Raw genomic sequence first — 20,843 nt, 5'->3', positions numbered from 1 at the left:
TAAATATTAAGCGAATTCAATGCTCTCTTCTTTTGGAGACAAAACTGTGTGAGATTTTTGTAAAACATTATCAAAGTACTCAAAACAAATTTCACTTTCTTTAGCGAGACAAGTTTTTATTGATAAGTGAGATATACTGACTGTTCTCGCATCTTCTCTTTGCATATTAACCGCATATTTACCGTCTTTTTCTGTCGAAAAATGAAAATCTTTGTGTTGCTTTGATAATAATTCTTTACCATTAACAGACTGTTCAAAGCGATATTTTCTCTTTTGGCGCACGTCAATAAAATCAAGACTTGATGATGTTATCGGTAAGTCAGCCTTACCATCAACGCTTACCTCAATCAGTTGCTTACCATTCCACTTTACGCAGTGAATTTTTGGTTTTTTAATCGATAAATCTTCAGGGAAAATGCACAGTTGAAAAGGTTGGAAAACCTTTAGGTCCATCGTTTCTAATTGCTCAATAACACTCGTTTGGTTTTGCAGTAAAGAAAGAATAAGTTGTCCACGACTGATCACGTTATCGTGATTATTAGCCGGTGCTTGATAATTATTTAATAAAGCGAGCGATAAGCCTTTTTTGCTGACAGCTATCCATGTACCCGCACCAACAGGGTCTACGGGATAAATGGCGCCACTTATTGGATAATATTTAGGGGGAATAGCTAACAAGCGAGAACGTTGTTCATCACGATTGAAAAATAACTCATAACCATTATCATTGAGTAAATACGTTAACGTGCACATTTAATTAATCACAGATAAAAGTTTATTTTTACTTTTAGCATCAGTAGATTGTTCATTACACTGTCTTAAAAAAGTTGCTGTAGCAGGCGCCAAGCCAAAATCTTGGGGTAATTCGGTTGCTTGTAGCGCATTTTTTTGAGCAAAAGTTATCTGAGCAATCATCGCATAGTGATGAGTAGCATGGCTACCGACAAAAACTAATTCTCTAGCAACAGAGGTTTGTAGTTTTTGTATGTTTTTATTGGTTACCGATACTTCTGTCGCTAATGTTATCACTTGATTGAGCTTGTCTTCGGACATGCCTTGAATCCAATTAGCTATTTCATTTAATTTAGCGATAGCAAGTTCAGGAGATAACTCTATTTGGCCACCACGCATCCTAAGATCATAGTTAATCAACTTATTTTCAATACCTGACATTATCGCTAAATAATGATCAATAATATGCCGCATATGGGTGCCTGCAGAACTGATAAAGTTAGGTTGAACGATTTGTGTATAATTTTTTTTAGAGACAGTATTAAGATACAACTGACCTTGTTCAATAATTTCCAATTGACTGATGATCATTCTTTTTTAAATTTCCAATAGTAGAATTAATAAAATGAACTATTTAGACGTTCGACTCTTTAAGATAGCTTGTATAAGATCTTCTGGGACCTCTGGGCCCTGCTCTGCTTTAATAAACCCTGTTTGAGAAAGACGAATGGCATTTTTATAGCCCTCTAAGTAATCTCTGCATTCTGGGCACATACTTAAGTGCAGTTTAAATTTAAAGCTTTCAATGTAAGATAAATTACCGCCATGAAAATCATATAGAAAATTGTCAACCTCTTCGCAGGTCAACATACCTGGCATGTGCTGGGCTATTAATCGCTTAATCATTAACATATCAGTTTACCTTCCAATTTTTTTCTGCGTTCTTTATGTCTTCCTGTTCTAAAATAGTTTTTAAAAGTAACCTAGCTCGGTGTAATTGAGTTTTCACTGAAGCTTCAGATATTGCTAAAATTTCAGCCGTTTCTTTGGTACTTAGTTCTTGGATGTCTCTAAGCAGTAAAACGTTACAATATTTCTCAGGAAGTTGGTAAATAATATTATTAAGCGATAATTTTTCTTCACCTTTTTCAAATAGCATTTCAATATTATTATTTAGGTTATCGTTTAAGCTATGGCCTAAATTATCGGCAAATTGCGTACGCTCTCCATAGTCATTGTATTGCTGATAAAATGTTTCTATTGAGGTAGTGTTTTGCCTTTTTCTTTGTCGAAGCATCATTAGCGCTTCATTTACCGTAATACGGTGCAGCCAAGTCGACAGGTTTGAATTTTTTTTAAAAGAGGTGATATTGTTAAAAACTTGAATGAAGGCTTTTTGTAAACACTCTTGTGCATCGTCATCGGTGGAAAAAAAGCGCCATGCAAGGGTATACATTTTTGCGCTGTATTGACGTACTAATGCCTCGTAAGCGAAAGCATTATTATTGATCAGCTTCTCAACTAGTTCATCTTCTTTATCGATATCTTGGCTTAAAGTAGCGGAAGATTGTTTTTTCAAAAAAGTTGTAACCTTTTTAATTTTAGCGCATCAACTAACTAAGTTAACGAATAATTAATTGAAAATCACTATTTAATTTTAAGGCTGTTTTTTTAGTGTCATTAATGTTCACGATAATAGTAGCAGCCGTTACGGTACCTTGGGATGATGGCTGGTAAGCGATAACAGACCCAAGTGCACCTTTACCCATGAAAGAGTTATTGACCTCTAATAAATTAGTTATCGTAAAAGAAGTACTACAAAGCACGCTCATTATGATTATATAACGCTAAGCGGCAGTGTGGTGATGTTAAATAACGGTATTGCGTTTTCTGTAACCTGTTACTATCCGTCTTATTTATTATGGGTGGACTTTAACTGATAATAGGTAATAGGTAATAGATAAAAAGTGTTAACAGGCTTAAAGTAAAATTGCTTACGGGCACTTGATTACAGCAATTGAGTTGAAATATAAGATACTCTACCTTGTCTCTATTGCGTAATATAAAGCATTGTTATTGAGTCATCATAAGTCCCTGCAACTTACTTTTGCATTTCATGGCTTGCATAAATTTTTTCTATTGAGCCATTTTGTTTTAATTCTTTGATCACTTTATTTACCGCATCTTTTAGTGACTTGTCTTTAAAAGCCATATTCGAGTAGGTAAAGGGCCATAAATAATGTACGGTAAAATTGTTACGGGCTATGCTCGCTTCATCACTATAATATTTATTATTTAAATCATACCAAAATACGTTGATATCACCGACTCTAATCACCTTTTCTCCAGAAAGCATCAGTTGAGTGGTCTCTTTAGGGTGGGCATGCTCTGAATATTTTGTATTTTCTTTTGCTATATTCTTAAATTGTTCACCAAGCAGCTCTGTAGCTCCTTGGTATGCGGCAATAGACTTTCCTTGCAAGTCACTTATATTATTAATAATTAACTGAGCTGACTTTTTCGAAACTGCTACATCTCTAAAGCGAAACACTGGCTCTGATAAGTAGGCTTTTACTTTTGAACTGGGAAAAATATTAGAAGCAACATCAATTGACTTACCATAGTTAATTTCATGTAAGATCCGGTTATTACTCATGGGGATGTATTGCACTTTATATTGTGGCAGCTTTTTGAATATTTCATCAATGATTTCAACAAATAAGCCTTGTGTGCCTTTTTCAATAAAATAAGGAGGAAAGTTACCGACACCCACTTTTATGACTTGCTGCGCCGTTGACACCGTTGAGAATAAAAGTAGATAGGTAAAAAGTAGGCCGCTTAATATTTTTGACATGAATATAACACCACAACTAATTGTTCATTGATTAAGAGTGTAGTTAAATAATAGTAAATAAGGTAATTTAAATCTGTTGATATTATTAATCTTTTATTAATAGATTACAGCAAGTTTTAGGCTTTTAGTTGGCGGTGAATCATAATCGCGTGCATCATACTAAGCCGCGTTTATTCTCTTAATCGCGGGATCTGCTGCCGACATCATTCAGTGATTTCTTATCAACTAAAATAAACTCGCTATTTAGTCTGCCATTGCCCTATAAAGCTTAGCTATAACAGCGTAGGATAACACTACTTTAGATAAAAACTTAGGTTTGCACTTCAGGTGCACTAACATAAATAATTATGCAACTAACAGCAAAAGCATCACTTACTAACGCTTTACTTATTTCTATTTGCACACCGCACTTTAAAGGTGATGAAGCAACAGAATCACTTGCAGAGCTTGCGCGCTTAGTGACAACACTTGGCTTCAAAGTGGTTGGCACTCAATCTCAAAAGCAGAGTTCGACTAAGAAAGTTAATGTACTGGGCTTGGGGAAATTAGCTGAAATAGCTCACCTTACGGGTAACCAGGGTGTCGTTGAAGGCTTAGATGACGCTGATGATTTACTCGATGAAACTGACATTTCTGCTGTGCCTTCAGATATCCCATCAGAAAACCTGCCTTTTGGTTGTGCAGATGTCGTGGTCTTCGATTGTGACTTAAGTCCATCTCAACTGCGTAACGTCGAAAATCAGTTAGGCGTAGAGGTGTTTGATCGCACCGGTATTATTATTGAAATATTTAGTCGTCATGCGCGTACTAAAACAGCAAAACTACAAGTTGAAATTGCTCGTCTTAATTATGTAGCACCACGACTTCGTGAAACATCATGTGGTGATAAAGAACGTCAGATGGGTAAAGGTGCAGGTGAAACAACGCTTGAACTTAACCGCCGAGCAGTACGCGACCAATTAGCCGACCTTAAACGCGAATTGGTCAGTGTTCAACATGAAATGAAAGGCCGACGTACTCAACGTTCTGAGCTTTTTTGTGTGGCATTGGTGGGATATACCAATGCGGGTAAATCATCAATGATGCGAGCGATTACCGGTAGTGATGTTGTTGGCGAAAACAAACTTTTTGCAACACTTGATACCACAGTTCGTGCACTATACCCAGCCACACAACCACGGATATTAGTGTCAGACACGGTTGGATTTATTAAAAAGTTGCCGCACGATTTGGTTGCCTCATTCCATTCAACCTTAGCCGAAGCTCATGATGCTTCGTTACTCTTATATGTGGTTGATGCTTCGGATGCTTCCTTTCGTTCACAACTCGATGTTGTGCACGAAGTACTGGCAGAAGTCGGTGTTGAAGACAGTAAGAAATTACTGGTACTCAACAAATCTGATCAACTTAGTATTGAGCAACAACAAGCACTGATGGAAGAGTTTCCTGATGCTATGATCACCTCTACTCGAAATCCTCTTGATATCACTAAGCTGCATAAATATATTGTTAACGCAGCGCAGGACGATATGATTGAAGATGAGATTATTATTCCTTATACCGCTAAAGGTATCATAGGTGAAATTCGATCGAGCATGAGTGTTACCAAGGAAGACTATGAGTATAGTCACATTAAACTTACAGTACGCTCAAACGCGATTGATTTAGAGAGATTAAAAAAGCGCATGCAGAACTTATAAAGTGATGGCTGTGCTGTTCATTAATTTGAGCAATGTCTGTGGTGAACCCGGTGATTTATTGCTGAGTCATTAATGTTCTAGGATTATACATGGATAAATATTTAAAAATCTAAGGTTTCTCTAGTGAATCAGTATGGTGTTCGAAGGTTAATTCATTTAAGTTATTTCAATTAATTAACTATTGGCTCTATACTGATTTTATTTTCAAGCCACTTTATCTGTGTGGCTTCATGGTCACGCTTAAAAGCATAGTTTTTATTGGCGACTTCAATATTTACACCCGAAAGTATTGACTGATAAGCTGTTAGCTCAAAAATCGCTAAATGCTCATTGATATTATTCGCTTTTTCTAGCCATTCTTTATTGAGTTTACCTAACAAGTATAAGTGCTGCTTTAATGCATGGGTAATACGATTTATCTGTTTAGTATTTTCGTTATCTAGGTCGTTAGCCTTTCGTAATAATTTATATATTCTAGGTAAGCGCCTAATTATTTTATAGTTTGCTTCGTCTGCACTTATTCTTAATTCTTCGACAGTTTTGGGCCAATAATTGAAATTTAAATAGGTCATTGCGCCACAAGCTGAACCAAGAGTGCCTATATGAACGAAACCTCCTGCGAGTACATGGCTACCAAACAACTTTCCATCCGCTTTGTCATTAGCGATATTACCCACCCATAAATCACCTTCAACTGTAATGTGGCTATGAGAAATATATTGTGTAATGTTAATATCTTTTTTACAAAAAAAATCGACATATTGTGCAAACTGCGCGCTAATATCTCCATCTGCTTTGATCACTGTACTGTTTTTTAACTTATTTTTGTCTGATATTTGTCGACCAATAATGCCCAGTGCAATCGATATATTGCCGCCTGCAGAAATTGAAGCGGTTTCAACTAACCCACCAATGACGATGTCTTCAGTTGCGGATAATTGCATACCTTCACAAACATTGCCTTGCACATAAATAGAGCCATCAAAACGAATGTTTCCGGTGCCAACATCTATATTTTCAATTTCCAGTAACTTATGCACAGCGACACTATTATCTAAATACTTGGGCATACCATCAATAGCAGCAACAAGAATGTTGTTGTTTTCATCTAAAAAAGAAGAACCTTCAGACTCCTCTAAAAAACATGTTTCACCTGATACTGCATCTATAGCCGCTCCGGTTACATCAAAGCCTTTAACACCATCGGTTGGTGGTATTAGCTTAGCTAATTTTTTACCTGCTTTTACATGAATTAAATTACCTAATTCACGCATATCTACATTGCCATTTTCGAGCTTCTTAGGACACATAATTTGCTCTGCGGGGTTATCGACTAAATATTTTACGTAACCATCCTTTCCATTTCTGCTCATTTTACCTTTTGCTATTTCGGTAGATATACTTTTACCTCCTTGAAGTAACTGCCCCTCTTTTACAATATTGATGATGTTTTCTTTAATGATACCCTTGGTTATATTGTTTTCTTTTAATACATTAATAACATCAGTATTTTCAATGGTTTTACCACCATAAGCTGCGGTAAATTCTAATGTAGCTAACATATTTTCAGGCCCCAACGTGACCTTTAAATTCGCATCAACAGCATTTGCTATGATTGAACTTATACCTGTCGTCGTTTTTGATTCATCACTCTCATCACTTTTAGCCACTTCTGCTAGTAGTAACTCCATCGCCCCGTCAATCAGTAAAAAAGTAGAATATGTAGATAATTTGAATGTTGTTTGTAGTTTTTTTAAGTTAGCTTTTGGCTGTCCTTTAACAGGCGTGATGGTCATTAATAAATCTTTATCTTCGTTTTGAAGTGTTAATTTTATATCACACATATATTCTTCATTGATTTGTCTGCATTAATATCAACTTTATCATTTAAATTGAGGTTAATTGCTAATAAATAAGGTGTTTACGGCTACTGCTGTAATATTGTTTATTATTTGAATACTAATAAATTCAGCCTGTTCACTGAATTGACAAGATTAAAGTTTATCGACTCGTTTTAATCTTTCAATGCGTGTTTTTTAGTCTGCTGTCACTGTACACCTAACTAACCATACGTTGATAGGTTTTATTATGTTTTATAAGTATTTACATAGATTTTCTAGGAAAAGCAACTACTATTAAAGGACGAAATCTCATAGGTTTGATTAATGGAAATAGTATTAAACACTTTCATCGCAAGGCAAGCGATTTTAGATATAAATCTTAAAACTATCGGTTATGAATTACTCTTTAGAGACCGTTTAGAGAATGTATTTAATGGGGATTCTCCAGAAAAAGCAACCTCAAAAGTTATACTTCAAAACCATATATTGGGTGATTTAGCCGATGTTTGCCTTGGAAAATTGGCCTTTATTAATTTTGATGAGTTTACCTTATTACAAAAGTCGCCTTTGCTCTTTAACCCAAAAAATATCGTGGTTGAAATTATTGAAACAGTTAACATCTCTGATGAACTCGTTTTCAATGTTGCTCAACTTCATAAAAAGGGTTATGTCATTGCGTTGGATAATTATAATTTCGAAAGTAAATGGGAAGTGTTTTTTCCATATATCTCTATTATTAAAGTTGACATTGAACAGGTTACTTTCACTCAAATAGAAGGGCTGAAAAAACGCCTATTATCAACTAATAGTCGTATAAAAATAATTGCTGAACGCATTGAAACGAATCAGCAGTACCAACAATTTAAAGCGCTAGCTATAGACTATTATCAAGGCTACTTTTTTCACAAACCCGAGATAAAGTCCGGCACGTCTATATCTCCTCTAAAAATTAATTTAATTCAACTTTTTTTAGAAGCTTACAAACCACACTTAGACTTCAACCAACTGACTGAAATTATTAGCCGTGATGTAACGTTAGTTAGCGGTATATTAAAGTTGGTAAACAGTGCCGCAGAGTGTGGCAATATTGAAATTACCTCTATTAAGCAAGCTATTACCTATTTGGGAACAGATAAAATAAAGCCGTATGTTGCAATTATATCAATGTCAGCATTATCATCTGAAAGTTCACCAGAACTTTTTATCGAGTCTTTAGTACGCGCTAAAATGATGGAACTCATAACGAAAGAAAAATCATTCAGTCACCTTAATGAAAAAGCTTTTCTAACCGGAATATTGAGTAATTTAGATGCCATATTAAATTTACCCATGGCAGATATTGTAAAGAGTTTTCTTTTTTCATCAGATATCAAACTGGCGTTATCTGAGCAACAAGGTGAATTGTCAGAACTATTAACATTGGCTAAGCATTATGAAGTATCAACGAGTAAGCGTGTTACTCGTTGTATTGGCAGTAATAAAATTTCTGAAACTAGACTGTTAAATTGTTATTACGACGCATTAAAGTGGGGGATGAACATCTTTTAAGGTGGTAGCCCTTTGACATTTTATATCACTAGCAACTTTATCCTTAAATATTATGAGTTCAAGGTTACAGTGGCTAAACTTACGAATAACACTAACAACTAATTTTGAGAATGTCTTGCCAGTTACTCGTGGTTACCTTTGTGTTGTTGGCTTAAAAGTGTTTTTTCATTTACCTAGCCGCTAATTTTGGGGATGTATTGCCAGTTACTCGTGGTTACCTTTGTGTTGTTGGCTTAAAAAGTGTTTTTCATTTGCCTAGCAACTAATTTTGGGGATGTCTTGCCAGTTACTCGTGGTTACCTTTGTGTTGTTGGCTTAAAAAGTGTTTTTCATTTGCCTAGCAACTAATTTTGGGGATGTCTTGCCAGTTACTTGTGGTTACTCTTGTGTTGTTGACTTAAAAAGTGTTTTTTCATTTGTTTAGCAACTAATTTTGGGAATGTCTTGCCAGTTACTTGTGGTTACTCTTGTGTTGTTGACTTAAAAAGTGTTTTTTCATTTGTTTAGCAACTAATTTTGGGTATGTCTCGCCAGTTACTCGTGGTTACTCTTGTGTTGTTGACTTAAAAAGTGTTTTTTCATTTTTTTAGCAACTAATTTTGGGTATGTCTCGCCAGTTACTTGTGTACTGTGGACTTAAAAAGTGCCGTTTCATTTGCCAGGAGTCTGATTTTCCCTCTGCGCCCAAGGTCAATGTCCCCTTACCGTAACGACTATTAATACTATCAAGACAATTCATTAGTATTGGGTTTGAATGATCAGATAAAAATAAATCAGCTTGTTGATGTTGTCTGCTTTCCAAGGCGATTGCACCGACACCACAACGATAAAAATGCACACCGGGTATAAATATTTCAGCGAGTATTAAACTGACCGCTGTAGCAATATCACAACTATTATCTGTTGCTAAAGGAAAAGTATAAACCATTGTTTGTTTATAATAATTTTCATCATGGGGGGAGCTTGAAGCGAACACGAGCAGTTTTTTGATAAGTGAAGATTGACGCCTTACTTTTTTAGCGACTATCGTACTATGGGTAGTTAAGGCTGCTTGTAATGTATGTATATCTACAATACGTTGACCAAAACTACGTGTAGAGAATATTTCCCGTTTAGGTGCTTTTACATCATCCCAGCTTAAACAGCTAATCCCCTTTAATTCGTTAACCGTACGTTCAGTGATAACACTAAATTGCTTGCGCATAATTTTAGGGCACTGCATTGATAATTGATGAGCTGTGCTAATATTTTGCTGTTTTAGTCGCTGAGATATTTTATTACCAATACCCCAAACCTCATTTACCGCCATTTTTTCTAATATTTCTTTCGCACTTTGCGCGTTATCAATAATGGCAACACCCTGGTAACCGTCAAGTTTTTTAGCTGCATGATTTGCTGCTTTAGCTAAGGTTGATGTTGTGCCAAAGCCAACTCCCACCGGTAACCGGGTTTCTTTCCAAATAGCACGTCTTATTTCATGGCCGTATTGGTGCCAATCTTTAATAACGCCACTATAGTTTTTAAAATGTAAAAATGACTCATCAATTGAGTAAATATATTGGTCATCACAATACCTAGCAATAACATTCATCATTCTTTCACTTAAGTCAGCATATAGCTCGTAGTTGGAAGAGCGTACCACTACACCATGCTTATGTAGTAAGTCCTTTATCTGAAAATAGGGGGTGAATTTTGGAATACCCAGCCGTCGAGCAATAGGACAAACAGCACAAATGCAGCCGTCGTTATTCGTTAAAACAACAACGGGCTTGTTTCTTATGCTCGGGTCGAAGACTTTTTCTGCGCTGGCATAAAAAGATACTGCATCAACTAATGCATACATGCGGTTAATTCAGGAGCTTGATGATGGAGTCGAATAGAGCGAGTAACAATACCTTCTAATTGAAAGTCGTCTTCGGGCTTGATGCTAACTGGCGCAAAATCTTTAGACGCTGATAACAGCCGAGCTTGCTTTTTATCAATCAACTTACAGACAAAGCAGCCATTGTAATTTGCCACGATGACATCACCATTTCTGGCGGTGAGTGAGCGATCAACGATAAGTAAATCACCATCAAAAATGCCCACACCCTGCATGGACTCACCAGATGCTTGGCCAATAAATGTGGCATTAGGATGCCTAATAAGAAGTTTATCTAATGATAACCCCAGTTCTTTATATTCGGCTGCGGGTGATTCAAACCCTGAAATACCTGCTTCAATGTAAATAGGAATAACTTTCATTACTTAAATCTCACCTGTGTTTTTATACAGTATAGTTTCTAAGTTGATTATTGAACAGAATAATTTAACATTGCTTACGAGTAATGATTACTTTCATTTTGAAATATAGCCGTTAAAATCAGCGCTGCATAAATTTATAGGGTTAACTTAGATGCATGAAAATGCCAATTCGTTAGTGGTACTTGATTTTGAAACCACAGGACTATCACCCAATCAAGGTGATAGAGCGATAGAGATAGGTGCGGTTAGAATTGTAGACGGTAAGGTTACCGATAAATTTCAATCATTAATGAATCCTGGTTTTAGGATCAGTGGTTTTATTGAGCAATACACCGGAATATCTAATCAGATGCTTGCTAAGGTCGGCTCTTGTGGTGAAGTGATGGCACAATTTGCCGATTTTCTGGGTGACGATAATTTACTTGCCCATAATGCTTCCTTTGATCAAAAATTCTTGGACGCTGAGCTTAATAACATTAATCGAAAATACTTTGGGCAATTTATTTGTTCGTTACTTGTCTCTCGCAGAATCAATATAGACGCACCTAATCATAAATTAGGTACGCTTATTCGTTATAAAAATATTCCATCAGATGGGGCTTTTCATCGGGCGTTATTTGATGCTGAGATGACGGCAAAATTGTGGTTGTTGATGCTTGATGATATTGAAGAAAAAATTAACCACGAGTTTGTACCTTTTGCATTAATACAGAAGTTATCAAAGACAGCAAAAAGTGACGTAAGTAAGCTGTTAACTAAATGGTAATTTATCTTGTTGGTTTTTAATTTTTTATCTCAGGTATACTCACAGTTTAACGTTTATTAGAGTTAACATTATCGACTATCCAGATAAAAAAGCCCCAGAAGAAATAGATCCCATACTGCCTTCTATAGCTGTATCAAATTTACAGCTTAAAATAGCTACTTTTAATTTGTTTAATTATCTTGAGCCGCCCAATGCTTTCTATGAATTTGAACGAATTTATAGTGCTGAGCAGTGGCGTAAAAAGCAACATTGGATTGCTGAATATTTACGTGAATATCAACCTGATATTATTGGCTTCCAAGAAGTCTTTAGTCCTGAGTCTCTAGAGCAATTAGTTGCAGAGCAGGGCTATTGTTATTTTGCCGTGGTTGATGAACCACAAGTGATAGATGATTTTATTTATAAACGTCCTGTTGTTGCCATAGCATCTCGTTACCCTATTGTTGAAGTTACTGCGGTAAAAGCAAACACTGAACTTGCACTATCATTAGGTTTAACTGATAAATTCTCTTTTAGCCGAAAAGTGTTAAGGGCAACAGTTGATGTGCCTCATATGGGTAACTGTGATTGTTATGTTGTGCACTTTAAATCTAAGCGCTCTATGATTGAAGTCGATGATAAAAATATAAGTCGTACACCAGAGCAAACCATTATTGAAAGCCTAAAAGCACAAGTGGCAGGTGGTTGGGGCTCAACGATACAACGTGGCAGTGAAGCGGCGTTATTAATGATTGAAATAATAGCGCGGCGTGAGACTACCGGTCAGCCAATGGTATTAATGGGCGACTTCAATAATACCTTAACTGATGGTGTGCTAAGTCATCTACTGACTAACACCCTACGCTTTGTTTCGGCCATTGACCGTGATGCCTATCTTGCTAAATATTGCTTGCAAGATGCTTGGGATTTATTTCAAGTTGCAGTGAAAAATGAAACTCATCAAGAGGAAAAAATACAGCGCACTCCGACACATTATTTTGGTGCGAGCAGCTCAGTACTTGATTATATATTATTATCATGTGATTTTGACGCTAGTTATCACGATAGTCTTTATCAGGTCAGTGCGTACGACACCTATGATCGACATTTAATTAATCCTATCTTTGAACGAGATGGCGAAAGTACCGATCACGGTATTGCCTTGGTTACACTAACGTTAAGATCATAAATTAGTCAAAGACCCAAATAAAAAAGGCTCCCAAAGGAGCCTTTTTTATTGGTGATACTGAATTTACGTTTTTTTACGTTGCGCTTTAATTGCCAAACCAAAAAGTGCTAGAGCGAATAACCACAGTGTTGCAGGCTCGGGAACTTGAGTGACGGCAATGCTATCTGCAGAAGCTCTGGACTCGCCATTGGTACAATCTTTTTTACCAATAACAGTATCAGCACCAAATTCAATAAAATTACTTGCTGAATAAGCGCCGCCACAATCATCGCCTATGCCCGCTATCATTGAATCAGCACCTGTTTGAACAAAACCTCTAGCAAAAATATAACCTCTAGCCTCAGCGCCGGCGCCGAGTTGTGTGTAACCTGCTGAGCCGGTTTTATCGCCAAGAACATTCCAGATAATAGTGCTGTTATCGGTAACATCTTTCAATATCACTGTTGAGTTTGCAGAGAAGGTCAGATAGTTGGCGATATTAAAAATCCAAGAGCCATCGATACCTTTACCATCAAGCGTTAAGGTTTTACCTATCGCGATGGTTAAATAATTTATTGTGCTGTAAATACCCGCTTCAAGTGTTTCGTCGTTGGTGCCAAAAGTGGTGGATACAAGTTCTGTTCCTGTACCCATGTCTTTTATATCTTGTTGCACAGACGTAATAAGCACTTCCTGACTATCAACGATGGTGGGCAGTGCAACCATTTTCAAAGAATTAGCAGTAAGCGCGCCAACGATTTCAACACTTGCACCAATAGTGGTGGTGGTTCCAGCATCAACATCGCCCCCGAAAAGTGAGCCTGCACCAACGGTTACTGTGCTGCCAGCCAAAACATCGCCGCCAACCTCAACGGTTGCCGCTATGGTTACTGTTGTGCCAGCGCTTAGCTCGCCATCAACTTTTGCACTCGCACCAATAGTTGCTGTGGTACCTGCAATAATAGAGCCGTCGACAACAGCAGAAGCGCCTAGGGTAACGGTTGTTGTACTTTGAATATAGCCATCGACACCGGCAGCTGCGCCAAGTGTTACTGCGGTTCCAGCCTCAACGTTACCACCGACAATTGCATCAGCTGCTAGTGTTATCGCCGTAGCACTTTGGATATTGCCACCAATAGTTGTTCGTGCACCCATGGTTATATAACCACTGGCATAAAGCGACTGGTTATTTAGTTCTGAGCCTAGCAAAGGTTGAAAACTCGCTTGTGCGTCAGACACAGCAAATAACACCACAATACAGAGGATTGAATTGATAAGTTTCAAATTAGACACCATTTCATATAGCTGAGCGTTCAGCATATAAAAAAACTTAATTTTTATAGAATAAAAAAACTTATTCCAAGAATTGTACAACTGTATAATAGCAGATAAGACGGTGTGTTGTTTGTTATTTGAATATTTATATCGTAAGTTATTGTAATTACATTCTTTTGTTTTTTTATTACAAAGCAGGTGATATGTTCATAAGTTAACATAATACGTCAATAGGTTAACATGATGCACAAAAAGGTTATCGAGATGTGATGCAGGCAGATCACAATTATAACTGTCTTGTTAAATAATGTAGTAAAACGAGCCATAGCCAAAATGCATAGTTAGCACAAATATAAAGGCCACTTAAGGGCTATTTTTAAATATTCAAAGGTTATCTGTGCTTTCTATTCACTATCATAGCTATGTCTAAACCTGAACCTAAACCTAATAACCAAATAGTGGCAGGCTCAGGTACGTCAACTGCTCCGCAACCTTGATGTCCAATGATACTGATTGTTGCAGCAAATGTGACGGTACTGCTTACTGAAAAGTACCACTACAACTTTGATTTATACTTGTCTTCTATTCATTATAATAAATAGACCTAAACCTAATAACCAAATAGTGGCAGGCTCAGGTACGTCAACCGGCCCGCAACCTTGATGTCCAATGATACTGATTGTTGCAGCAAATGTGACGGTACTGCTTACTGAAAAAACACCACCACAACTCTCATTTATCTGTGCTTTCTATTCACTATCATAGCTATGTCTAAATCTGAACCTAAACCTAATAACCAAATAGTGGCAGGCTCAGGTACGTCAACTGCTCCGCAACCTTGATGTCCAATGATACTGATTGTTGCAGCAAATGTGACGGTACTGCTTACTGAAAAAACACCACCACAACTCTCATTTATCTGTGCTTTCTATTCACTATCATAGCTATGTTTAAACCTGAACCTAAACCTAATAACCAAATAGTGGCAGGCTCAGGTACGTCAACTGCTCCGCAACCTTGATGTCCAATGATACTGATTGTTGCAGCAAATGCGACGGTACTGCTTACTGAAAAAACACCACCACAACTCTCATTTATCTGTGCTTTCTATTCACTATCATAAATATACCTAAACCTAATAACCAAATAGTGGCAGGCTCAGGTACGTCAACTGCTCCGCAACCTTGATGTCCAATGATACTATCTGCGGCAAATGTGACGGTACTGGTTGCTGAAAAAACACCACCACAACTGTCACCTATACCTGCTACTAAAGAAATAGCCCCGCCATCAATGGCTCCCTTAGAAAGAATATGACCTCTAACTTCTGCACCTGCCCCAAGTGATGTGAAGCCTGTTGTGCCTTCTCCCAGTACGTTCCAAAGAATACTGCTGTTATCGGTGACGTTTAATAATACGACCTTGGAGTCAATGCCAAAGCTTAGATTCTTGGCGATGTTGAAAACCCAAGAGCCATCCATACCATTGCCATCTAAGGTGAGTGTTTTTCCTGCGGCAATAGTGAGATAATTAACAGAATTATAGACGCCAGCGACGAGTGACTCATCGTTGTCGCCAAAATCATCCCAATCTAGTTCTCCATCGGTTACCAATGCTTTTAGCTCGGCTTGCACCGTGGTAATTTGATTTTCTTTACTGGTAACGACAGGAGCAGGAGGTGGGGCTTTTGATGAGTCGCTGGTAGCTGGTCCACCATCAATAATAACATTAGCAGCAATGGTTGCGGTAGTTCCGGCATCAACATTTTGATGAATATGTGACCCCGCAGCTATGGTCACTGTACTTCCTGCTACAACATTCCCCATAACCTCTGCATTTTGCTCTAACGTTACTGTGCTTCCTGCTTCAATATTTCCATCAACATACACATTGGCGCCGAAGGTTGCTGTGGTACCCGTTTGAACCTTACCCATAACGTTTACATCGGCACCTAGCGTTGCGGTAGTGCTCGCTTCTATATAGCCAGCGACAATAACATTATCGCTTAGGGTTGCTGTAGAACCAGCCTCAATATTCCCACCAACTTGGCCATTGGCCGCTAATGTTATTGTAGTGAGGGCCTGCATATTACCATGAGTAATCACACCATCAGCCATTGTTATTGTACCGTTTGCATAGACTGATAGATCATTGAGATCTGAATCTAGCAGAGGGTGAAAACTTGCGTTTGCACTAGAAACTAAGATTATCATTAAGATAAAAAAGAGGTGAGTAAGGCGCTGCATAATAGACTCCATGTCATATATCTTAAAATTTCAGACGAAAAAACTTAATCCATAAGTTGTATACTTTACACAATATATAATAGGTGGGAGCAGGGCATTTGTACAATAAATGCACGTTTAATTGTAAATATAATTACCTTTAGTTGTTAAGTTGCTGTAAATTTTGTTTATTTTTTTTCTAATTTATCAAATAATTGTTGAGCCAATTGATGTTCTTCAAAATCATCAGGTAAAGCTATTAATTTAATTAATACTTTTTTTGCCTCATGGATACGTTGCAACTTTGCTAGGGCATAAGCAATATGGTATTGAATATCTGGGCTAGTGGAAGATAAGCTGAATGCCTGTCTTAAGTAAGATAGACCCAAATCTAACTCTTCAGATAAAACCAATGCCCAGCCAATAGTATCTATAATGGAAGGCATTCTAGGGTCAAGGTTCAAAGCTTGTTTAGCGGTTTCTATTGCCATAGTAAAGTTCTTATCTCTAATATAAATAGTCGCTAAATTATTCAGTGCTAACGCTCTTTTTGTTGGTGGTATATTATTTTTAAGCAGTATTTGATATTGTTTTTTTGCTTTTTCAAAGTGTTTATTTTCTAGCAAATGATCCGCCAACAAATGACGATGCAATAACAATTGAGGATATTCAGTGATAAGGTTATTTAATTCGGCAATAAATTTTTCTGACAAAGAGGCTGTTTTACTGATTTGATATAACTTACTTAAAGCCGTTAAATTAGTATGATCTTGCTTAACCGCCTTTAAGTATGAATTAAAAGCTTGAGGCTTATTATTGCCAGCATTATAAATATCGCCTTGTAAAATAGTAAGCTCGACATTGTCTTTAGGTATTCTTTGTTGAGTTTGTGCAAGTAACTCAATGGCTTCGTTAATTTTATTTAATTGAATTTTAATCTTAATAAGTTCAATAACAATGGGTAATGAATTAGGCGCAAATTTAAAGGCTTTTTCCTGGCTATACTCTGCGCCAGCAAAGTCTTCTACTTTTAGCTGTAGTCGACTTAGTTTCATTAATAGTGGCACATTTTCATCAACCAATCCCGCCAATATATCTAATTTACGTTGAGACTTTTTCGGTTGATCTAATGATAATAATACTTCAGCTTTTTTAAATAAAGCCTGAATGTTTAGTCTGTTATCCCGCAACATTTGGTCAATAACTAACAGTGCATCTTGCCATTGTTGTTCAGCAATATAAATATTCGTTAACTCAGTCAGTGCAACTGTCTTTACTGATGGTATTTTAGCTTGCTGCTCAAGCCCAGCAATAGCCGCCTCTTTATTACCAAGACGATATTCAACTTTGGCAAGTAATAATGCACTTTGATTATTATTTTTATTTTTATTTAGCACATCGCTCAATATCTTTCTTGCTAAGTCTAGTTTGCCAAGATTAAGTTGTAATAATGCATAACTGGTACTGATTTCACTATTTTGTGGCTGCTTTAAATACAATCTTTCTATAATTTTTTGGGCTTGGCTAAATTGTTGTAATTCAATCAATATTTGTGCAGTTATCAAATGATAGCTGACATTCTCTGGATAAGTATCGATTAATGGTGTTATATAATTTAAGCTTTTTTGGAAAGCTCCTACCCTTAATGACAACAGTGACAACGCGTATTGATAACTTTCACCCCCTTTGATATTTGCATCTTCTAATAAAGCAAGCGCTTGCTCAATACGGCCAGAGCCTTCTAGTACATTGGCTGAGAGAATCAACACCGCTTCATCTGTAGGGTAATCAACGCGCAGTTTTGATAAAACAAAATCAGCTTTATAATTTTGGTCAAATTTAAGATATAAACCAGCTAATATCAAGGCGTACTGTTTATTGAAGATCAGATCTTTCTCATTCTTTTCGAGTAATAATAAGGCATGTTTTGGTTCTTGCTGTTGCTGGTAAACATCAGCAAGCAGCATAATCTCACTCATTTCAGTTTGAGTAGAGCTTTGACTTAGATATCTTTTGAATTTACTTTCAGCTTGTATCCAATTTTCTTGAGCATAACTGCTCATGGCATCAAGCAATAATAATTGCGGCTGAGAAAGGAGATATGACTCATCAAGCTTAGATAATTGATTACTGAGTTCAACAAGCACTTTTTTTGATAATTCTACTTGGTTAAGCTCTTTTAAAATGAGAGCTTTCATAAATGTTGTTTGAGGGTCATTTTCTGCGGTCTCAAGTACTTTATCTGCAACCTGATTAGCCATGTTAAAGTTTTGAATATCGACATAACAGCCGATTAAAATTCGCAACGTTTCAATATTCTTCGGATTCAGTTCATTCGCTTTAGTTAGGTAGTTAATAGCATCATTAAATTGACCATCACTACGAGCAAGATGACCTTTTAATTGCCAGAGTATTTCGTTATTAGGCGCAATTTTGTTCGCTTTAGTAAGCAGTACCTTAGCTTTGATATTATTTTTTTGATAAATATAAACTGTTGCTAACCCTAATAATGCGTCAATATTATTGGCATACAGAGTAAGGATACTTTGGTAGGTTATTTTGGCGTTTTCTAGGTCATCTAAGCTAATATAAGCTCGTGCTTTTATTTGGTTATACGCTAACTCTCCTTCTTTTTTTAGCGTCATCTTACTGGCAAATGTTAAAGCTTGATCAAACTTACCTTGATTTAAAATGCTCTCACCAAGTGGAAAAACAATCAAATTATTATCAACACCTTGAGCAAGTAGATCATTGAGTTCTTGCTCAGCAGCAGGGTAAGAATTTTTATCTATTAAAACCTTAGCGAGTAATAATTTGGCCGGTAAATTACGTTCACTTTGCTGCAAAGCATTTTTTAAATGAATATAAGCTGTTTCAATCTTTCCTTGGTTATAAGCTTGAAGTGCGGCTTCATAATGGTTTTTTTCGCTGTTTGCTGCCATTGCCATATTTACCATTAACACAGCAGCTATTTGAATAAAGGAGATAATTAATTTCCGTATTTTTTTCATCATGACTTATGGCCTTTATTTTCTTCTAACAACATCTCAAACAACAATGTATTAAAAATAGAAATTTGAATTTTATGACTATTTAAGTCATCAGAAAAACATTAAGTGTTGGCTTTGAAAAATGAACCCGTATTAATTTGCTACGTGCTAATCTAACAATTAGCACGCCAACAGCTAAATTATAACCTTGCTGATTAAAGCTCTGTGGTGAAATAAACGATTACGGAGATTATGAACAATATCCTGTCGTTCATCTTTGTAAAAAGCTGGGCCTGATCACTAGGCCTAAAATTTGATAAACTATGTCTAAGTAATAAACTGCCATTCCTTGAGGCTTGATTTCAAGGACCTCATGGTTACTAGAGCAGAAATGGATTGGTTGAATAGCATTTATGCTACTTATAAACCCCACTTATCCATAATATTTTTATAGGTGCCATCGGCTTTTATTTGTTGTAATGCAGCAGATAAAATAGTCACTGTTTTATCTGCTGTTTTAAGTCCAGTCGCGATGAAAAGATCGCCAGGAAAGTCATGTAGTTCAATAAAAGGTTTAATGTCATCTTTGTTAAACCCAATACTCTTCATTTCTCTATCTACTGCAATAAAGTTTGTTAAAATAAAGTCTATTCGTTGTTCAAAGAGCATGCTCCACATATGTTTATAACTAACGGACAAATGTAAATTTTTTTGCTCTAGAAAGCCTATGTTTTTTAAATATTGCTCCGAGTGATAGCCACGGATTGTACCCACGACAAACGACTTTGCCTCTTCAATATTACTAATATTGATATCTTCGCGGTTGCGAAGACCCACCAAAAAAGCTTTGCTCTTAAATATTTGACCAACCCACTGGAAAAGATCTTTGCGGTCAGTACTCTTCATTAAAGAGAGCATAAAAATATCTTTATTATTTAAGGCTAAATCATAACTACGTGCAAAAGGTATAAACTCGATTTGAGCAGAAAGCTGAGTTTTAATCATTAAAGCTTCAATAACATCAACTAAAGCTCCAGCCGGTTTGTTATCTGCGCCCATAAAATGAAAGGGGGGTAAATCTTCTGTAACAAATCTCAGTTGCTGAGCATAACTTGCCCATGAGAATACAAACAATAATAGAGCAACAATCGCTTGCTTAACTATATTATTCATATCGGCTTTCTAGCCAATTTTGATTGAGGGAAAATTAAGATATTTATACTTACTCTATTGCACAGTGTTTACCTATTAGTATTGTATTAATAATAAAACGAGTGTTATTGCAAGGGAAGATTACGATTTTTTAGTAAATAAGGCAGCAGGTATCTGTCCAAACTTGGTGTTTTTGTATCATTAGGGGGCACTACCCTGTTGACCTGCTATTGACCTGCTATTGACCTGCTATTGAGCTTTGTATTGCTTAGCAGGGTGAATGTGTTGACACTTTTACATTTATTATCAGGTAATTGTTGGCTAAATAAATAAGCGACTGTCTATTTTCTATAGCCGATATTATCGAAA

General features: G+C 36.5%; 21 protein-coding genes. 4 read left to right on the top strand and 17 right to left on the bottom strand.

Features of this window, described 5'->3' with window-relative positions; genetic code table 11:
- Positions 1–6: 6 nt before the first annotated feature.
- The 6 genes from H4J70_RS16400 to H4J70_RS16375 all read right to left on the bottom strand — a co-directional run bounded on the left by H4J70_RS16400 (position 7) and on the right by H4J70_RS16375 (position 3,586).
- Positions 7–753 (bottom strand): NRDE family protein, encoded by a 747-nt coding sequence (locus H4J70_RS16400; protein ID WP_182251476.1) that lies wholly within the window; start codon positions 751–753, stop codon positions 7–9.
- The gene (locus H4J70_RS16395) at positions 754–1,323 is read right to left on the bottom strand and encodes a hypothetical protein (protein WP_182230812.1); all 570 of its coding nucleotides are present in this window, start codon (positions 1,321–1,323) and stop codon (positions 754–756) included. It abuts the gene before it with no gap.
- Between the two features lie 39 nt (positions 1,324–1,362).
- Positions 1,363–1,644, bottom strand: coding sequence for an anti-sigma factor (locus H4J70_RS16390; RefSeq protein ID WP_182251475.1), 282 nt, complete (start codon positions 1,642–1,644; stop codon positions 1,363–1,365).
- 1 nt (position 1,645) lies between these two features.
- The gene (locus H4J70_RS16385) at positions 1,646–2,311 is read right to left on the bottom strand and encodes a sigma-70 family RNA polymerase sigma factor (protein ID WP_182251474.1); all 666 of its coding nucleotides are present in this window, start codon (positions 2,309–2,311) and stop codon (positions 1,646–1,648) included.
- A gap of 43 nt (positions 2,312–2,354) precedes the next feature.
- Entirely contained in the window at positions 2,355–2,501 is a 147-nt protein-coding gene (locus tag H4J70_RS16380; protein ID WP_157470823.1) for a hypothetical protein, read from the bottom strand.
- Between the two features lie 332 nt (positions 2,502–2,833).
- Positions 2,834–3,586 (bottom strand): ABC transporter substrate-binding protein, encoded by a 753-nt coding sequence (locus tag H4J70_RS16375; RefSeq protein WP_182251473.1) that lies wholly within the window; start codon positions 3,584–3,586, stop codon positions 2,834–2,836.
- A gap of 347 nt (positions 3,587–3,933) precedes the next feature.
- Here H4J70_RS16375 and hflX point away from each other — a divergent pair, with 347 nt between their 5' ends.
- A complete protein-coding gene (gene hflX, locus H4J70_RS16370) occupies positions 3,934–5,286 on the top strand; it encodes a GTPase HflX (protein ID WP_070374388.1) in 1,353 nt (450 codons plus the stop codon).
- Positions 5,287–5,456: 170 nt separating this feature from the next.
- Here the strand turns inward: hflX and H4J70_RS16365 are convergent, their stop codons facing one another.
- Positions 5,457–7,130, bottom strand: a complete 1,674-nt coding sequence (locus H4J70_RS16365; RefSeq protein WP_182251472.1) for a DUF342 domain-containing protein — start codon at positions 7,128–7,130, stop codon at positions 5,457–5,459.
- Positions 7,131–7,451: 321 nt separating this feature from the next.
- Between H4J70_RS16365 and H4J70_RS16360 the strand changes: the two genes are divergently transcribed.
- Positions 7,452–8,675 (top strand): EAL and HDOD domain-containing protein, encoded by a 1,224-nt coding sequence (locus H4J70_RS16360; protein WP_182244499.1) that lies wholly within the window; start codon positions 7,452–7,454, stop codon positions 8,673–8,675.
- A 586-nt stretch (positions 8,676–9,261) separates the two neighbouring features.
- Here the strand turns inward: H4J70_RS16360 and H4J70_RS16355 are convergent.
- Positions 9,262–10,518, bottom strand: a complete 1,257-nt coding sequence (locus tag H4J70_RS16355) for a Y-family DNA polymerase (protein ID WP_182242846.1) — start codon at positions 10,516–10,518, stop codon at positions 9,262–9,264.
- On the bottom strand, positions 10,506–10,919 hold the full coding sequence (locus tag H4J70_RS16350; RefSeq protein ID WP_146801079.1) for a LexA family transcriptional regulator: 414 nt from the start codon (positions 10,917–10,919) through the stop codon (positions 10,506–10,508). Before H4J70_RS16350 ends, H4J70_RS16355 begins: the two co-directional genes overlap by 13 nt.
- 151 nt (positions 10,920–11,070) lie before the next feature.
- Here H4J70_RS16350 and H4J70_RS16345 point away from each other — a divergent pair, with 151 nt between their 5' ends.
- Both H4J70_RS16345 and H4J70_RS16340 read left to right on the top strand, forming a co-directional pair.
- Positions 11,071–11,685 carry a PolC-type DNA polymerase III gene (locus tag H4J70_RS16345; RefSeq protein ID WP_182222326.1) on the top strand — a complete coding sequence of 205 codons (615 nt, stop codon included), beginning with the start codon at positions 11,071–11,073 and terminating at the stop codon, positions 11,683–11,685.
- A 166-nt stretch (positions 11,686–11,851) separates the two neighbouring features.
- Complete coding sequence (locus tag H4J70_RS16340; protein WP_259366844.1) at positions 11,852–12,853, top strand: endonuclease/exonuclease/phosphatase family protein; 1,002 nt, start codon at positions 11,852–11,854, stop codon at positions 12,851–12,853.
- A 63-nt stretch (positions 12,854–12,916) separates the two neighbouring features.
- On the opposite strand, the gene H4J70_RS16335 is transcribed toward H4J70_RS16340, so the two are convergent.
- The 8 genes from H4J70_RS16335 to H4J70_RS16300 all read right to left on the bottom strand — a co-directional run bounded on the left by H4J70_RS16335 (position 12,917) and on the right by H4J70_RS16300 (position 20,495).
- Positions 12,917–14,116: an ice-binding family protein gene (locus tag H4J70_RS16335; RefSeq protein WP_259367748.1), complete on the bottom strand. Its 1,200-nt coding sequence runs from the start codon at positions 14,114–14,116 to the stop codon at positions 12,917–12,919.
- Positions 14,117–14,498: 382 nt separating this feature from the next.
- Positions 14,499–14,612 carry a PEP-CTERM sorting domain-containing protein gene (locus tag H4J70_RS21050; protein ID WP_404842501.1) on the bottom strand — a complete coding sequence of 38 codons (114 nt, stop codon included), beginning with the start codon at positions 14,610–14,612 and terminating at the stop codon, positions 14,499–14,501.
- A gap of 64 nt (positions 14,613–14,676) precedes the next feature.
- Positions 14,677–14,778 carry a PEP-CTERM sorting domain-containing protein gene (locus tag H4J70_RS21045; protein WP_404842500.1) on the bottom strand — a complete coding sequence of 34 codons (102 nt, stop codon included), beginning with the start codon at positions 14,776–14,778 and terminating at the stop codon, positions 14,677–14,679.
- Between the two features lie 65 nt (positions 14,779–14,843).
- The gene (locus H4J70_RS21040; protein ID WP_404842499.1) at positions 14,844–14,957 is read right to left on the bottom strand and encodes a PEP-CTERM sorting domain-containing protein; all 114 of its coding nucleotides are present in this window, start codon (positions 14,955–14,957) and stop codon (positions 14,844–14,846) included.
- Positions 14,958–15,022: 65 nt separating this feature from the next.
- Positions 15,023–15,136 (bottom strand): PEP-CTERM sorting domain-containing protein, encoded by a 114-nt coding sequence (locus tag H4J70_RS21035; RefSeq protein WP_404842498.1) that lies wholly within the window; start codon positions 15,134–15,136, stop codon positions 15,023–15,025.
- Between the two features lie 65 nt (positions 15,137–15,201).
- Positions 15,202–16,353, bottom strand: coding sequence for an ice-binding family protein (locus tag H4J70_RS16310; RefSeq protein ID WP_182251471.1), 1,152 nt, complete (start codon positions 16,351–16,353; stop codon positions 15,202–15,204).
- Positions 16,354–16,520: 167 nt separating this feature from the next.
- Positions 16,521–19,346 carry an XrtA/PEP-CTERM system TPR-repeat protein PrsT gene (gene prsT, locus H4J70_RS16305; protein WP_182251470.1) on the bottom strand — a complete coding sequence of 942 codons (2,826 nt, stop codon included), beginning with the start codon at positions 19,344–19,346 and terminating at the stop codon, positions 16,521–16,523.
- A gap of 396 nt (positions 19,347–19,742) precedes the next feature.
- Positions 19,743–20,495 carry an ABC transporter substrate-binding protein gene (locus tag H4J70_RS16300; protein ID WP_182230822.1) on the bottom strand — a complete coding sequence of 251 codons (753 nt, stop codon included), beginning with the start codon at positions 20,493–20,495 and terminating at the stop codon, positions 19,743–19,745.
- Positions 20,496–20,843: the final 348 nt, after the last annotated feature.

This window comes from Colwellia sp. BRX8-9, from assembly GCF_014077245.1.
Classification (GTDB): domain Bacteria; phylum Pseudomonadota; class Gammaproteobacteria; order Enterobacterales; family Alteromonadaceae; genus Colwellia_A.
The sequence above is the reverse complement of the archived record's forward strand: the minus strand, read 5'-3'. Positions and strand labels throughout refer to the sequence as shown.

Excerpts from the sequence above, each read along its gene's own strand:
- H4J70_RS16400 (WP_182251476.1), bottom strand. The coding sequence starts at position 753 with ATGTGCACGTTAACGTATTTACTCAATGATAATGGTTATGAGTTATTT.
- H4J70_RS16395 (WP_182230812.1), bottom strand. The coding sequence starts at position 1,323 with ATGATCATCAGTCAATTGGAAATTATTGAACAAGGTCAGTTGTATCTT.
- H4J70_RS16390 (WP_182251475.1), bottom strand. The coding sequence starts at position 1,644 with ATGTTAATGATTAAGCGATTAATAGCCCAGCACATGCCAGGTATGTTG.
- H4J70_RS16380 (WP_157470823.1), bottom strand. The coding sequence starts at position 2,501 with ATGGGTAAAGGTGCACTTGGGTCTGTTATCGCTTACCAGCCATCATCC.
- H4J70_RS16375 (WP_182251473.1), bottom strand. The coding sequence starts at position 3,586 with ATGTCAAAAATATTAAGCGGCCTACTTTTTACCTATCTACTTTTATTC.
- hflX (WP_070374388.1), top strand. The coding sequence starts at position 3,934 with ATGCAACTAACAGCAAAAGCATCACTTACTAACGCTTTACTTATTTCT.
- H4J70_RS16365 (WP_182251472.1), bottom strand. The coding sequence starts at position 7,130 with ATGTGTGATATAAAATTAACACTTCAAAACGAAGATAAAGATTTATTA.
- H4J70_RS16360 (WP_182244499.1), top strand. The coding sequence starts at position 7,452 with ATGGAAATAGTATTAAACACTTTCATCGCAAGGCAAGCGATTTTAGAT.
- H4J70_RS16355 (WP_182242846.1), bottom strand. The coding sequence starts at position 10,518 with ATGTATGCATTAGTTGATGCAGTATCTTTTTATGCCAGCGCAGAAAAA.
- H4J70_RS16350 (WP_146801079.1), bottom strand. The coding sequence starts at position 10,919 with ATGAAAGTTATTCCTATTTACATTGAAGCAGGTATTTCAGGGTTTGAA.
- H4J70_RS16345 (WP_182222326.1), top strand. The coding sequence starts at position 11,071 with ATGCATGAAAATGCCAATTCGTTAGTGGTACTTGATTTTGAAACCACA.
- H4J70_RS16310 (WP_182251471.1), bottom strand. The coding sequence starts at position 16,353 with ATGCAGCGCCTTACTCACCTCTTTTTTATCTTAATGATAATCTTAGTT.
- prsT (WP_182251470.1), bottom strand. The coding sequence starts at position 19,346 with ATGATGAAAAAAATACGGAAATTAATTATCTCCTTTATTCAAATAGCT.
- H4J70_RS16300 (WP_182230822.1), bottom strand. The coding sequence starts at position 20,495 with ATGAATAATATAGTTAAGCAAGCGATTGTTGCTCTATTATTGTTTGTA.